Annotated in this window: 8 protein-coding genes; all 8 read right to left on the bottom strand. The window is 48.3% G+C overall.

Features of this window, described 5'->3' with window-relative positions:
- Positions 1-190 precede the first annotated feature (190 nt).
- The 8 genes from MKY42_RS11025 to MKY42_RS10990 all read right to left on the bottom strand — a co-directional run bounded on the left by MKY42_RS11025 (position 191) and on the right by MKY42_RS10990 (position 14,318).
- Positions 191-1,723 (bottom strand): response regulator, encoded by a 1,533-nt coding sequence (locus MKY42_RS11025; protein ID WP_339850953.1) that lies wholly within the window; start codon positions 1,721-1,723, stop codon positions 191-193.
- A gap of 100 nt (positions 1,724-1,823) precedes the next feature.
- Complete coding sequence (locus MKY42_RS11020; protein ID WP_339850950.1) at positions 1,824-4,154, bottom strand: glycoside hydrolase family 95 protein; 2,331 nt, start codon at positions 4,152-4,154, stop codon at positions 1,824-1,826.
- Between the two features lie 154 nt (positions 4,155-4,308).
- Complete coding sequence (locus MKY42_RS11015; protein ID WP_339850947.1) at positions 4,309-6,366, bottom strand: alpha-galactosidase; 2,058 nt, start codon at positions 6,364-6,366, stop codon at positions 4,309-4,311.
- Positions 6,367-6,495: 129 nt separating this feature from the next.
- The gene (locus MKY42_RS11010) at positions 6,496-8,871 is read right to left on the bottom strand and encodes a glycoside hydrolase family 95 protein (RefSeq protein ID WP_179265227.1); all 2,376 of its coding nucleotides are present in this window, start codon (positions 8,869-8,871) and stop codon (positions 6,496-6,498) included.
- Positions 8,872-8,897: 26 nt separating this feature from the next.
- A complete protein-coding gene (locus tag MKY42_RS11005; RefSeq protein WP_179265228.1) occupies positions 8,898-10,664 on the bottom strand; it encodes a right-handed parallel beta-helix repeat-containing protein in 1,767 nt (588 codons plus the stop codon).
- A 113-nt stretch (positions 10,665-10,777) separates the two neighbouring features.
- A complete protein-coding gene (locus MKY42_RS11000) occupies positions 10,778-12,421 on the bottom strand; it encodes an extracellular solute-binding protein (protein WP_076289383.1) in 1,644 nt (547 codons plus the stop codon).
- Between the two features lie 97 nt (positions 12,422-12,518).
- Positions 12,519-13,418, bottom strand: coding sequence for a carbohydrate ABC transporter permease (locus MKY42_RS10995; protein WP_076289382.1), 900 nt, complete (start codon positions 13,416-13,418; stop codon positions 12,519-12,521).
- Positions 13,419-13,433: 15 nt separating this feature from the next.
- Positions 13,434-14,318, bottom strand: a complete 885-nt coding sequence (locus tag MKY42_RS10990; protein WP_143805411.1) for an ABC transporter permease subunit — start codon at positions 14,316-14,318, stop codon at positions 13,434-13,436.
- Positions 14,319-14,639 lie beyond the last annotated feature (321 nt).

Here is a 14,639-nt window from a genome sequence, read left to right as displayed (position 1 = left end):
CTCTCCTCCTTCCTTTCCTATATGCCTAATTGTAAAAAGGAGGAGGGGGATGTTCCATACCACAATGTTACTATTCATACAGGAAAGCCTCTTTCATTTGCCATATCATGGGTTAGTCAGAGGGAGCCTATCCAAAATCATGTTCAAGGAAAACGGGAGGATCATGATCGTTACCAGACAGCCTGTATCGTCATATACTTTTCCTGTATTCGTTGGGTGTTACGCCCTGTGTCTTCAGGAAAAGAGATATAAAATAAGATGTACTTTCATAGCCCACGTTCTGCGCGATATCGTGAATCTTGAGCGAGCCATCTGCCAGCAGTTCCCTGGCTTTATCCAGTCTGATGCGTGTCAGATAATCGTGAATGGTCATTCCTGTTTTGTCCTTAAATATGGATCTCAAATAGTTCGGTGACAAATAGACCTGATCAGACAGGCTGTTGATGGTAATCGGCTGATTGTAATTCTGATCGATGAGGGTGCGGACCTTGTGAATCAATTTTGCATTTTTGTCCATAAACCGCTCACCCAGCATACTCACCGCATCTTCCGCAGTACCGAGAATCAGATCCTCGATCTCATGCAGAGTCAGTGCATTATAGATGGAATGATACAGCTCAGCCCGCTTCGGAACAGGTTTATGAAGCTGCTCCAGCAGCTCATTAACGAGATCTATCGACCAGTCGCAGATGATTTTCTTCTTGACTCGCAGTGTTGCCAATCCCTCAATATACCCGTGCAGCTTCTGTGCGGCCCATTCAAAATCCAGTCGATTAATAGCCTCAAACCATTCCTTTTGTTCAAAAGGGGGCATATGCTCCGTATAAAACTGGTTCGAAAGTGTCTCGGCATGAATAATCGTGCCTGTACCTTCATAGAAACGCTCGTTCAAGATGGTTCGCGTCTGTTCGTACAAACAGTGAATGTTGGATAACTCGGTCTCTTGTCCGCCTACAGCAGCCGTTACCGTAAAATCCAGGGCACTACGAATAGCCTCAGCCAAGTCTTCCCACGCATAATGTCCCGGCTGCTGGGCCGCTTCCATAAATACACCGGTCTCTCCTTCCTTGTAATCCACAAAGATCGCTTTCAGGTTCTTCGCTTTGAAGAAATGATCGAGAAAAGACACCAGCCGAGCCGTACATTCCTCCAGACTTTGCTGTTCCTCTTCAGCCTCCTTGGGATCGATACTGAACAAGGCCATTGCATATCGTGTGGTCTCCGATTGACGGGTTAGACGGCTGAAACTACAAGCGAGATCAAGAGCACGATCCTCATTTTTTTCGTAAGATAACTCCTTCAGGATGTTGGCTTTGGCCGCCTCCATGGAACGGTTCTTCATTGCAACTTCGTCACAACGCTGTTTAACTTTACTGATAACGCTTTCAATTTCATTTAAATCCAAAGGTTTTAGCATATATCCCACGGCCCCTACGTTGATAGCCGATTTTACATATTGAAATTCATCGTGCCCGGTCAGAAACATCACCTGGATCGAGTCGTAGCTCTCATGTATCTTTCTCGCCAGATCAATACCGTTCATTATCGGCATCTGAACATCGGTAAGAACGATATCAGGCTGGGTGGCCTCGATCTTCTCCAAGGCCTCCCTGCCGTTACTCGCCGTTCCCATGATATAGATGCCCATCTCTTCCCAACGGATATAATCCCTCATCATCTCAAGTCCCAGCTCTTCATCGTCTACCAAAAAAATACTATACATCAACGTCCCCTCCCTTTGTCTCTTTCTGTCTCTATTATATGTTTTTCCCCCCGTGGGACCATGGTCCATATAAATGAAAGTTATTTTCAAGTATAGATCGTTATTTTACCAACTCCAGCTCGCTATTGAAATAGTAACTTTCGCCTGCTTCGGCATGAAGGATCGTTCTTTGGTTGCCCCAACAAATGGTGAATGTTCCCGGCGAGAACGTGTGAATGTTCGTAGAGGTCGGCTTTCCATTCTCCCAAACGATGTCAACCTCGGCATTCCCTTTTGCTCTCAACCCGGTTATCGAGCCGGTGCTCCATGCCTGTGGAAGCGCTGGCAGAAGGTGTATCTCGCCCGCATAACTTTGCAGCAGCATCTCTGCTAAGACCGCTGTACCGCCGAAATTCCCATCAATGACGAAAATATTACTCTCTGCTCCAGCAATTCCGGATTTGGAATAGGTGAACAGATTATCGAAGCACAGGCCGCCGATCAAATGTGAGAGGTGTTTATATGCCGTCTCTCCATCGTGCAATCTCGCAAAACCCAGTCCAAACAAAGCAGCTGTAAATTCAACATCCTCCAGCTCTTCCTGGACCATGCGGTTCTCCAGCGTTACTCGTGCTGCCGCACTGAGTTCCGGTGTATGGTCAGGTGTAATCTGATTGTCCGGATACAGCGCATACATATGAGACAAATGCCGATGCTCCGGCTGCACCTCCTCATAATCCTCCAGCCATTCCTGTAACTGGCCTTTCTTGCCGATCTGTAGAGGTGGAAGCTTGCTAATTGCTTCTTCCAGCTTGCGACCGAGTTCCTCGTCTTTATTCAAAAGTTCAACGGAATGAAGACAAAATTCGAAGAGCCTGCGCACCAGCATCTGGTCCATTGTTGTTCCCATAGACAGCTGCTGTGCCGCCTCTCTCGAATTATCGGGATAAAAATGATTCTCCGGCGAATTGGAAGGACCCGTCACCAGCCAACCGTTCCGAGGATGCTCACACATGTAGTCCAGATAGAAGGCCGCGGATTCTTTAAGTACAGGATAGGCCACATTCTCTAGGAAAACACGATCCTGACTATACTCATAATGCTCAATCAGGTGTGTAGCCAGCCATAATCCGCCTGTAACGTTCAGCCCCCATGAGGTCTCCCACCCAGGCAACGTAAAGCCCCATACATTGGAGAAGACATGAGCGACCCATCCTTCGCATCCATATACATTACGAGCCGTTTCCCTGCCCGCCTGTGCCAGATCCTCAACATACCTAAATAACGGAAGATGGCTCTCTCCAAGATTCGTAATCTCTGTGGGGTAATAATTCATCTGGGTATTCATATCAAGGTGATAATCACAGCTCCAGCCCATTCGGCACGCTTCACCATCATTCCAGATTCCCTGGAGATGGAGTGGCAGCGGTGAGTTCTCACGAGAGCCCGCAATGGTAAGATACCGTCCATATTGAAAAAATAATGCAAACAGCTGCGGATCTTCAATCCCCTCACCCTGCTCCAACAAACGAATGCGTTGGTCTGTAGCCAGACCGGATTTCCCCTTGTGCCCCAACTGTATATCTACCTTGTCATATTGCTCGCCGTAATCACGGATATGATCCTCCCTCAGCAAAGCATACCCCTTCTCCAAAGCCCTCATCAGCGTAGACTCGTTCTCTGTTGCCCACTCCTGATCTGTACGGCGATAATCTGTGCTCACACTAAAATAAATCCAGGCCTCATCCGCTCCGGTCACAGTCAATCGACCATCTCTGCTTGCGACCGTCCCCCCGGATATAACCAACTTGACCAAACCCTTGGACCATACGCCGCAAGTCCCATCACTATGTACATTTTCCGTTGCCTGTCCTTGGAATTCAAGCGTGTTGTCGTCTAAGGCTACAACCTTGAATGATTCCGTGCCCGCCTGCAAGCCAAGTGTAAAGGTTACGCTACCCGGAACTTCGCTCCAAACTCTGGAGGCGACGATATCATCGACATTGGAAGCGAAAACTTCACGTCTAATCATGATATTGTCATCCTTCCAGAACGCCCCGGCCAGCGCTTGAGTCAGATCCAGCTCACGTTGGAAAATTCCCTCTTCATCAGAATCCGAATTCTTCTTCTCAAAATCAATCACAACTTCACATAATCCAAGATGGGTACCGAAATTACGTTTCGTTGGCTGCAAATGTTGTTTGGCAAGACGATCTCCTTCATCATAATCGCCGGAGAAGAAATAGCTGCGCATCTCTTCCAGTGCAGCCTTGCCTCCTTCGGAAGGATGCTCCGGGTCAATCCGCCCCGACCAGAAGGTAACCTCGCTCATACTCCATACCTCACGATGCGATGACGCCATAACAACTGCCCCTATTCTTCCATTGCCCAGCGGCAGGCCTTGAGACCAATCCGCTGCAGGGGTTGAATACCACAAAGTAAAATCGTTCATATCATGTCCTCCAGTCCAATAATAAATTTCTTTAGAAATACACTCATTCCCAAAATAGACAAACGCGCGATCTGTGAGATACAAAAGCGCGCGTTTGACTTTGTTTTTTTATATCCTATAACCGTTCACAGCTCTGGGTTGTCATGTCGCCCAGTCAGTTTCCCTTCACGGTCAATCTGAAGATTTTGGATTCCGCCGGTTCCAGCGAGACCGTAAGCTCTCCAGACGTTTCCCCCTGTGAACCTTCCCACAGATCCTGTAAGCGGTATACGGCATTGGCGTTTAGCCCGGCCCGCTCCAGCGAGATGGATTTAACCACTGCTTGTTCAGCATCAAAGTTGAAGACAGCAAGATAGAAACTCTTCTCTTCCGGCGATTCAAGGACAAACACATCAGAAGACAGTTTCCCATAATCACCTTCAACTGGACGGAAGGTTTTCCCCATACGAGCAACGTTCAAAATATCCTTGTTGCCAAGCCATTCTTTTGCTCGTTCGGCAGCTTCCTCTTTACGGAAGTCATCCCCGAGCAGGAGCACCGTACCAGCAATAACTGAAGCGGTCAGACGACTGCGGCCTTCATGCCAGCCGGTAGCTTCCTGGTTGAAGCTCTTGTATAACACGGAATGATCCGGATCATTGTAGCGATAAAGTGTGTTGCTCATCCACCAGCCGTGTGTCAGCGAGTTCAGCATATATTCCGTATCTGCAAGTGTACCGAAGACATCACAGGAAATACGACGGCTGTGGGCAAATGCATATGGAAATAATGGAGCGATGGACAAGTTTATGAAAAATGGACGTCCGATTACTTCTGGTGAGATCTTATGCTGCAAATAAGACATGCCATAGTGATAAGCCGCGATCCCTGTAGTAATATCCGGATTGTGGTGCTGTCCTTCCAGCGAGCCATGTGCCAAGAAATCCAGTTTGATATATTCGAAACCTTCCGCGATGAATTTATCCGTGAACCAGTCAATTCTTTGCAGGTTGCCGGGATGTGTCGGGTCTATTGCCAGACCACCGTCTACATCTGGCAAAATTTCGCCCTCACTGTCACGCAGCAGAATATCTGCATAGGTGTATTTGCCGTTCGTTCCTTCGACCGCCTGACCGAACTGATCAGGCCCGCCCCAGAAGGCAAATGGGGTCCAGTACGTTCCCGCTCTATGTCCATTTTGCCGCACCCGGTCCAGCGCGCTCTTCATCTCTTCCGGCGTAAAATTGTCCCAGAAAGCATCAAAGTTGATGTATAACGTTTCCTCATTCTCGAATCCAAGCGGCTGTACTTCATTTTTCAGAAAATCGCTGGTCGCTGTATACAGATCATAGTCCAGATCACTCATGGCCGCAGACCAGCTGTTCCATCCGATCGGGACACCGCCCTCCCAAGGCAATTGAGCCTCAATCCAGGTATTCGCCTGACCGTAGGCTTCAAGACCTTCACGGTAGTCTTCATAGAACCCGACGAATACCAATGGGGATTCCACTCTTTTTCCCTTCACATAACCATGAGGCTGGGAATCGCGAGTCAGTTCACTCACGGCACCGCCGTACAGATCAAGTCCCTCGATATGTCCGCTTTTTTCGCTTTGGATGCGAATCCCTGTTTTCCATACCTTATGCGTAAGGGAACCCATCACAATTCCCCGGCGGCTGTCAGGCGCGAACAAGGCTGTCGCCTCGTAACTCTCCACATCAAGCGGCGGCTTAACGACCGTATATCTGACCCATTTATCGTTATCAAACGGAACACGCAGAATGCTTGGTTCATCCTGGCCGGATTCTCCGCCGAGCGATATGGTTTTGGATTGGATGACAGCCATGCGATTCGCCTTAAGTTCTTCATCACCGACTATAGCGGTCTGCACCAGTACATATGGTGAAGATTCATACATATAGAAATGCTGCTCCAGTTGCGGCAGCAGCGAAGCTTTATGCAGAACCACCAAGCGGATGCCTTTTCCAAAACCTTCTCGAACAATATCTTCCTGTGCCGTCAGCTCATGGTTCTGATAATGATCCGTGCTGTATTCCCGGCCCTGCCAGCGAAAAGCACTACGAATGCCCTTTACATGGGAAGAATGGTTGCCGATAAAGGACACTTCACCATTTTCAAGATTGATCTCCAGGCTCACGTGGCCATTTGTAACGCTTACAAGATTAACATTCTGTTGCTGCACTTGTACGGCTGTATCGCTAGTTAGCATCATATGCCTCCTTATTGTTGCATGCTGTGCCCTGAGCGGAGCTGGTTAGGTCTCTCCTGCCCAAGTCTGCCCTCATTATAAAGACCGAATAGAGCATTTTCCATGCAACGATCTTCCGATCCATAACGCGATTTAACTCAACTTTACCCTGTAGGTACGTCCTGCAGATGTAGGGAAGCTTATGATATTTGAATGGGTTTCCTCCGTTTCAAGCACGCTGCCGTCAAGCGTTACCACAACTGGGCCTTCACCTCTAAGCACGCAGTCCCGGCCCAGATGAGAAGTGATGTACGCTTCTACGAGTTGTCCGTTGTCCCACCGGATACTGACCTCAAATCCACCTCGGGCACGCAGGCCGGAAACGTTGCCCTGCTGCCAAGCATCCGGCAGTGCAGGTAGTAGTTCCATATATGGACGGTGAGATTGCAGCAGCATCTCGGCTATACCGGCAGAAGCTGCGAAGTTGCCGTCGATCTGAAACGGAGGATGTGCGCCCAGAAGATTCGGATATACACCGCCATGGTTATATTGCTCCGACGCTCCATCTCTGACCAGGCGCAGCATGTTGGAGAGCAGACGCAGGGAACGATTTCCTTCCCTGAAACGACTCCAAAGCGCAACACGCCATCCTAGGCTCCAACCCGTGCTTTCGTCTCCCCGCCGTTCAAGGGAGGTTCTGGCAGCGACAAACAACTCCGGTGTCTCCTCGTCCGAAAGCTGTCGACCCGGATACACGCCTACCAGATGCGAAGTATGCCGATGGTAAATGTCCTCATCCTCATAGTCCTTCGACCATTCCTGCAATTGACCATATTTCCCGACTTGCAGCGGCAGAAGACGTTCGCGGATGCTTACCAGTTCTTTTCTGAAATCCAGGTCCGTTCCAAGTATTTCCGAGGCTTCAATACAGTTGGTGAACAACTCCCAGATTAATGAGATATCCATGGTTGAACCCGGACTGACCGCTGCTACACCTTCCGCTGTCCGGAATTTATGCTCCGGCGAAGTCGAAGGTGAAGTCACAAGGTTACCGCTACCATCGTCAATGAGCCAGTCCAGTGCGAACAGCGCAGCTTCCTTCATCACTGGATAAGCGGAATTCCGCAAATACGTCTCGTCTCCGCTGAAGGCATAATGCTCCCATACATGCTGAGTCAGCCAAATACCGCCCATCGGCCAGAAGGCCCAGCTGGGATCACCGTCACCATAATTGCCTACCGGTGCCGTCTGTCCCCAGATATCCGTATTATGATGCGTGGTCCAGCCATGAGTGCCATAGTTGACCTGTGCAGTCTCAACACCCTTCTTCGCCAAATGGCTGATCAAGTCCAGCAAGGGCTCATGGCATTCAGCCAAATTGCATATTTCAGCCGGCCAATAGTTCATTTCAGTATTAATATTCAGCGTGTAATTGCTGCTCCAGGGAGGACGAGTTACTGCATTCCAGATGCCCTGAAGATTTGCAGCCTGCGTTCCCGGACGGGAGCTTGCGATCAGCAGGTAACGCCCATAATGAAAGAGAAGCTCCACAAGCCCCGGATCCTCCGCCCCATAGGTCGTAATCCGCTGTTCAGTGGACATCTGCTCCGGAGCAGGTGAGTTTCCAAGCTGAAGCTTCACCCGATCGAACAGCACACGGTAATCCGTAATATGTGAGTCAAGCAGGCTGTCATATGGCTTGGCTACCGCCTCATCCAGAAATGAACTTGCAATGAAGGAAGCATCTTTTCCCTCGACTCCCGGAATAGCATCCATACCATTAAAACTGGTAGCCGCACTGAAATAAAAGGTTGCTGTTGTCGCACCCAACACATGAATTCCTCTGCCATCCACCGTTACCTGTCCATCCTCTGTCTTTACCGCTAGCTGTCCTTCAAAGGTCATGCCCTTGTTATTTTCGGGGTCACCGTATCGGATCGGGTCGTCGCTTGCAACGTAGCTGGGCTCGACATGCTCCGGGGCTGTTCCTTCCAGAACAAAGCGATCTTCCCTAAACCCAGTCATATGTCTAAGTGGGCTATCCAACGACGCATGTACATTCAGCGCACCTTCCACACTTGCTGCCAGTCGCAGTACAAGAACCTGGTCAGGATGCGATGCAAACATTTCACGGGTATAAATAACATGGCCAATCTGATATTCAAGGCTGTGCACTGCATTTTCTATATCCAGCGTCCGCTTGTAGGAATGGCAGATGTTCCCGTGTTCAAAACGCAGAAGCAAATCTCCGAAAGGCAGATACGATTGGGTGTACGGGCCCATCATCTCTTTGGTCAGCGTGTCTGCTTCCGTATAACGTTCCTCCTGTAACAACTTGCGAACCTTTGGCAGAGCGTCCTTTGCGCCAGGGTTGTTGCCGTTCTTCGGATAACCGGACCACAGCGTGTCCTCATTCAAGCTGATTTTCTCCTGCTCCACCCCACCAAAGATCATGCCCCCAAGACGGCCATTACCTAGGGGAAGCCCTTCCGTCCATACATGTGCAGGTTTGTCATATTGAAGTTTCATGTGCACTCTCCCTTAAGATTATTGAATTACTGGTTAGATCCTTCTAAAACATTAGTGAACGTATTATCCGCTATGTCAAGCTCGCTGCAAGCGATTACATAAACTGCTTCTTCAACGCAGGATAACTTTCCTGTCTCGCTGGTAGAAATTATTTGATTTGACTTGAACACTAGCCCGCGAGTGGATTTGGCGCTTACAATTTGGACATCTCCACTGGTTTCGAAACGGTTATTCAGGATAACGACCTGTCGGTGAACGGGAGCGTTCTCATCCACCTCCACATTCTCCGGGGATATGAATATCACGGGATGCTCACTGCCGCCACATTCAATAAAATGGTTATCGGTGATCGTTACATCTTCCACCCTTCCGGACTCATACCAGGACTCGGCATCCACCGCAATCAAAATAGCATTCATAGACATCCGTTCAAATGTATTCCCGGTAATCAGCACTTTCCGACGGGTCGTTACGAGTATGCCTCGTGTTGGTACTCGGGCAAAATGATTATTTGTAATGTCCACCTCAGGTGTCCAGGTTACATTCTCAATGACATCATGGCTGCCAATACCGTCCGGCACTGGATGAGCAAGAGTCAGTAAAAGCTCACGAGCACTTAAACGCTCAACCGCAACCACATTGTTGGAAGCGTAGGTCGTCAACGAACCGGAACGGACCAATTCGATCTCATCACCAGGATAAAACGCGGGAAGCCCATACGTCTGGGGATGCATGAATCGAACCTTCACACAATTCACTGCCGGCTGATCTACAATTCGTAAATAGGTACCGTGGACATTGACAGGATCATCATGCGAACCGGAAAAATAGCTGTCCCTTACGGTAACTTTACCTCTACAGCTGGAGATGTGCAGAAAATCCGCAAAGCCGGCAACCGTCCGTTCCGTTTCAGTGCGGGGAGCCAGGTTCATCCGTGAGAAGGTCAGATTTGTGCTGAATTGGCCAACGACACCGAGTCCATGCAAAAAATGCAGACTCACGTCCCTCCACGTTATATCCGAGCATTCGGTCATAAAAGCTCCAACTTGATCACGAATGCCATCGCGGTTTTGTAGTACATGACCCGGGACCACATCAGGTTGAAAATCAAAATGCAAACGGATGGTCATCGGCTCAAGCTCTTCCACAGATTGGGCCAATTCCAGCCAATTGTCGATTCGCCAGGTTGTATTCCGCAATGGATCATAGGTTTGCATGGGACCTTCCGCAAAACTCCAGCCTTCACCGAGCCAGATTAGCTTGTTGTCCCGAATCTGATAACGGGATTCGGGGTGAATCCGGGCATCGAAATAATGCTTTCCGCTGGAGATAATCGTCATCTCGGTCACCGTCGGCTGGTGATAGTCTGTACGCAGATTGCGAATCTCTACATTCATGCAATTGTCCAGCAAGAACAGGGTCTGTTTGCCGTGGAAAATAAACAGGGAACCGTTGCCCTCCAGTGTTACATCGTTCATCCCTTTCAGCAAAATGGCAATGGTCTTGGTTACGTCTGGGTTCTCTTCTTCACTCGTCGTGTTGGAGATATAATAAGGCGCCCGAATCGCCTCCTCCGGGTAGAAATGATACCTGCCTCTTGCACAGTCCAGCACCACCGGACCAGGGATTTCGGCCGCCGCCTGAATGGCACGAGCCATGGCTGGCTGGGTGTCCAGCTCAGAGTCCGGCACAGCGCCATAATCCGTCAGTCTTATCGTCGTGGAATTCGTGATATGTTCTTGTTCAGTCACAGGAATGTTGATCCCACCCTTCTTGGTATGTAACGCATCCATTGCCTATCCTCGATTAGCACATTTACTCCATCATCATACTTCTCTTCTGCCTAAATACAAGGAAAATCAGGTGCCGGTACATCATAGGCACCTGATTCCGATATCCCTGTTAATTACTTGCTTGTGTCATATGCTTTTTGCAAAATTTCCAGATAACGATCGAGCTTCAGGTTCTGTAAACCTTTCACATAAGCATCCCAGTCCTTATTCAAATCCTTGTTGCCTGTGATGAATTGTAATTCATTTTGCTCAATGTAGTTTCTAATATTGGTTTGCAGCAAGCTGGCTTCATCAATTTCGTTTGGATCAATCCAGACGGACCAGATCGGGAACAACTCTTTGGGCTCATGCCCTTCGTACAACAGCGATGCATCATATAATCTGCGCTCATAACCATTGGATGCATAAATATCTGTGCCCTGTACGAATGTATCACGGTATTCTTTTGGCATATAGAAGTGAGCCATGCCGCTCCAGCCCGCATTACGTGGTGCCTCACCTTCAGCCATAGGGATTTGTTTCACTACAGGTTTAACGTCTTTACCCAGTGCCACATCACCATCCACCGGATCAGTCCAGTCAATCCCCTTCATACCGCTCGCACCGTTCGTTTGACCTTCTGGTGTGAACATGTAGTCAACCATTTTGATCAGGGCAATCTGCGCTTCTTCACTTGCCTTGTTTGTAATTACAAATTTTGCTCCTGGAGATACACCGCCCGCATCATGCGTCGCATAGGACACACCCTGTGGTCCAGAAATCGGAGGCAGCGGGTTATAGTGCGCCGAACGAGTATTGCCTTCGTCAATGTTTACGAAGATCGCGGGATGCATAGCTGCACCGGCACCCAGAATTTCAGCGTCAGCATTCTCACCGATTTTCTTGAATGCTTCTGCGTTTTGTGTGAATGCACCAGGGTCAATCAGACCTGCATCAAAGAGGGACTTGATGTAAGTCAATCCTTCTTTCCATTCAGGTGTAATTGCCGCAGATTGAACTTTTCCATTTTCCATTTGCAGGTAGTTCCGGTCATCGTCATAGACAAATGCATTCATCAGGAAAGGAATAATTCGTACGCCAAACTCCTCTATGGAACCACTCAGCGGTACCTCATCTGCTTTGCCGTTTCCGTTCGGGTCCTGCGTTTTGAAAGCTTGCAGCACGTTTTTGAATTCTTCGGTCGTCTTTGGCATTTCCAGATTCAGCTTTTTCAGCCACTCGGTATTAATCCACATCTTGCTCGGATAGGAGCAGTGGAAACATTCTGTATACGCAACAAGTCCATAGATATTACCATCAGGCGCTGTATTAAGCGTTTTCAAATTAGGGTTTTTCTCCATGGCCGCTTTGATGTTGGGAGCGTATTGATCAATGAGATCGTTCAAAGGAACGAGCACACCCTGCTTGCCATACTTCAGCAGATCTGCTTGAGAGAATTGGTCTATATAGTGGGTCAGCAGATAGGCATCGGGATAGTCGCCGCTTGCAAGTGAGATTTGGCGCTTTTCCTTGGCTCCATCCGATGGATTGATCTCCCAATTGAATTTGATATTGAATTTGTCTTCCACAAATGCTGTAAATTTATTGGTCGGAATATCAATGCTGGAATCCTGAACCGCGAACACGCTGATATTCACCTTGCCGCCCTCTTCCGAGCTTCCCGGTTGTGCTGTAGATGAGCTGCCATTGGAACACCCGCTCATGACAACTGTGAATGCCACTACCAGCATCAATAACGTTACCATACTTTTCTTCAAATCTGATCACTCCCTTTTTGTAGTTTACCAGTTGAGACGATGGTACCTTGCGTATGAACTGTCTATATCTTCTTTCTCCATACACCGAATCTAAGGATCAACCCTTAACGGAGCCTACCAGCATCCCCTGTACAAAATGACGCTGTACAAATGGATAGATGACAAGTACAGGCAAAGTGGCAACCACAATTAACGAATATTTTAACAGTTCGGTAAGCTGCTGTCTTTCCACCATTTTCGCCACGTCCATGGCACCCGAACCGTTGTTTTGAATGATGATACTTCGCAAGATGAGTTGCAGCGGGAAAAGGTCTGCCGATTTGAGATAGATCAGAGCATCAAAGTACGCATTCCACTGCCCCACTGCATACATGAGAACCAGCACGGCGATAATCGGCTTCGATAACGGGAGTACAACACTCCAGATAAATCGCATATCACTACAGCCGTCAATTTCACTAGCTTCCAGAAGCTCCCCTGGAATAGAAGATTGAAAGAACGAACGAGCAATAATAACCTGCCATACCCAGATTGCATTCGGGATCAGTAACGCCCAGCGGGTATCAATCAGATGAAGCTGCTTCACCACCATATAAGTCGGAATCAGCCCTCCACTGAAAATCATGGTGAAGGTGATGATCATCATCAGGGTGTTTCTGCCGAAAAAAGTTTTGCGTGACAACGGATAGGCGATCATGATGGTCAACGCTACACTGATCAGCGTACCAGCGGCCGTATAGAAAATGGAGTTACCGTAGCCGATGAGAATTTCAGGTGTATTAAATAAAGCCTTGTAACCGTTGAAGGAAATATCTACAGGCCATAGCCATACCCGGCCGGAAGTTACTGCTGCCGGACTGCTAATTGAACTGCTGACGATAAATATCAGGGGGTAAATAACCACCAGCGCCACGAGACTGAGCAAAATGTAGATTGTAATCAGAAACGTTTTGTCGACGGCGGACTCTTTAATTTTGGTTTGAACGTTTGCAGCCATAGGTGAACTCCTTTCCTACCAAATGCTATTCTTAGTAACTCTCTTCGCCAAACCATTCACCGTAACCAGTAAGACCAGATTGATCAGTGAGTTGAACAGCCCTACGGCAGTTGCAAAGCTATAGTTGGCATTCAACAGGCCGACTCGGTAGACATAAGTTGCAATGATTTCAGAATTAGCCAGATTGAGCGGATTTTGTAGCAGGTAGACTTTCTCAAAGCCAATCGCCATGACATTTCCGACATTCAGGATCAAAATAATGACAATGGTTGGCACCAGCCCTGGCAGATCCACGTGACGGATTTTTTGAAAACGCGAGGCCCCATCAACTTTGGCCGCTTCGTACAATGTGGGATCGATTCCGGCAAGCGCTGCCAAATAAATAACCGCACTGTAGCCCGCAGTCTGCCAAATGTCAGACCAGACGTAAATTGAGCGGAACATACCTGGCTCACCCAGAAAATTCACGGAATCCAACCCAAAGAAGTTCATGGCGATGTTCACAAATCCAAGCCGTGGTGCCAGGAACAGCATAATCATAGACACCATCACGACTGTTGAGATGAAATAGGGAGCAAAAGATACAAGCTGAACAAACTTCTTGAACTTGGCTCCGCGCACCTCGTTAATCATGAGTGCGAGCACAATCGGAATTGGAAATCCGGCCAACACTAAATAACCGCTAAGCAAAATGGTGTTCTTCACCAGGGTCCAGAATAATGGATTCTCAAAGAACAGACGAAAGTTTTGGAAACCAACCCAATCACTTCCCCATATTCCCTTGATGACGTTATAGTCCTTAAAGGCAAGAACCGCATTGATCATCGGATAATATTTGAAGATGAGAAAAAATAGCAAGGGCGGAATCACCAGTAGATGTAACTGCCAGTGCTTCATCATTCTTTTGCGGGCATTGGTCAGAAAACCAGGTGCCTTCGGCTGTGTTGATGTCTTGTGATTTAATACGATTTCCTTCTCCAGAACAATCCCCCCTTACCAGCTGTCTACTATGCGTAAATTTTGATAGCGCTTTCTTGTTTCTGATCATAGCCGATTTTAATGTCCCATAAACAGGTACACCTGCGCCATTAAACGTACAGTTATCCCGTTTTTGGGGGCACACATCCGCATCACAACAGCCATTTTCCCATTACGGAGGCCTATTCGCAAAAAAAAAGACTGCATTGTCCGGAACACGGACAACACAGCCAAAGGGTCTTC

Origin of the sequence: Paenibacillus sp. FSL W7-1088, assembly GCF_037969855.1 — a bacterium.
Taxonomy (GTDB): Bacteria; Bacillota; Bacilli; order Paenibacillales; family Paenibacillaceae; genus Paenibacillus.
This window is presented reverse-complemented; position numbering and strand designations above follow the sequence as displayed.

What these genes read in the sequence shown, in the direction of transcription:
- MKY42_RS11025 (WP_339850953.1), bottom strand. Translation starts at nt 1,723, where the DNA reads ATGTATAGTATTTTTTTGGTAGACGATGAAGAGCTGGGACTTGAGATG.
- MKY42_RS11020 (WP_339850950.1), bottom strand. Translation starts at nt 4,154, where the DNA reads ATGAACGATTTTACTTTGTGGTATTCAACCCCTGCAGCGGATTGGTCT.
- MKY42_RS11015 (WP_339850947.1), bottom strand. Translation starts at nt 6,366, where the DNA reads ATGATGCTAACTAGCGATACAGCCGTACAAGTGCAGCAACAGAATGTT.
- MKY42_RS11010 (WP_179265227.1), bottom strand. Translation starts at nt 8,871, where the DNA reads ATGAAACTTCAATATGACAAACCTGCACATGTATGGACGGAAGGGCTT.
- MKY42_RS11005 (WP_179265228.1), bottom strand. Translation starts at nt 10,664, where the DNA reads ATGGATGCGTTACATACCAAGAAGGGTGGGATCAACATTCCTGTGACT.
- MKY42_RS10995 (WP_076289382.1), bottom strand. Translation starts at nt 13,418, where the DNA reads ATGGCTGCAAACGTTCAAACCAAAATTAAAGAGTCCGCCGTCGACAAA.
- MKY42_RS10990 (WP_143805411.1), bottom strand. Translation starts at nt 14,318, where the DNA reads ATGATGAAGCACTGGCAGTTACATCTACTGGTGATTCCGCCCTTGCTA.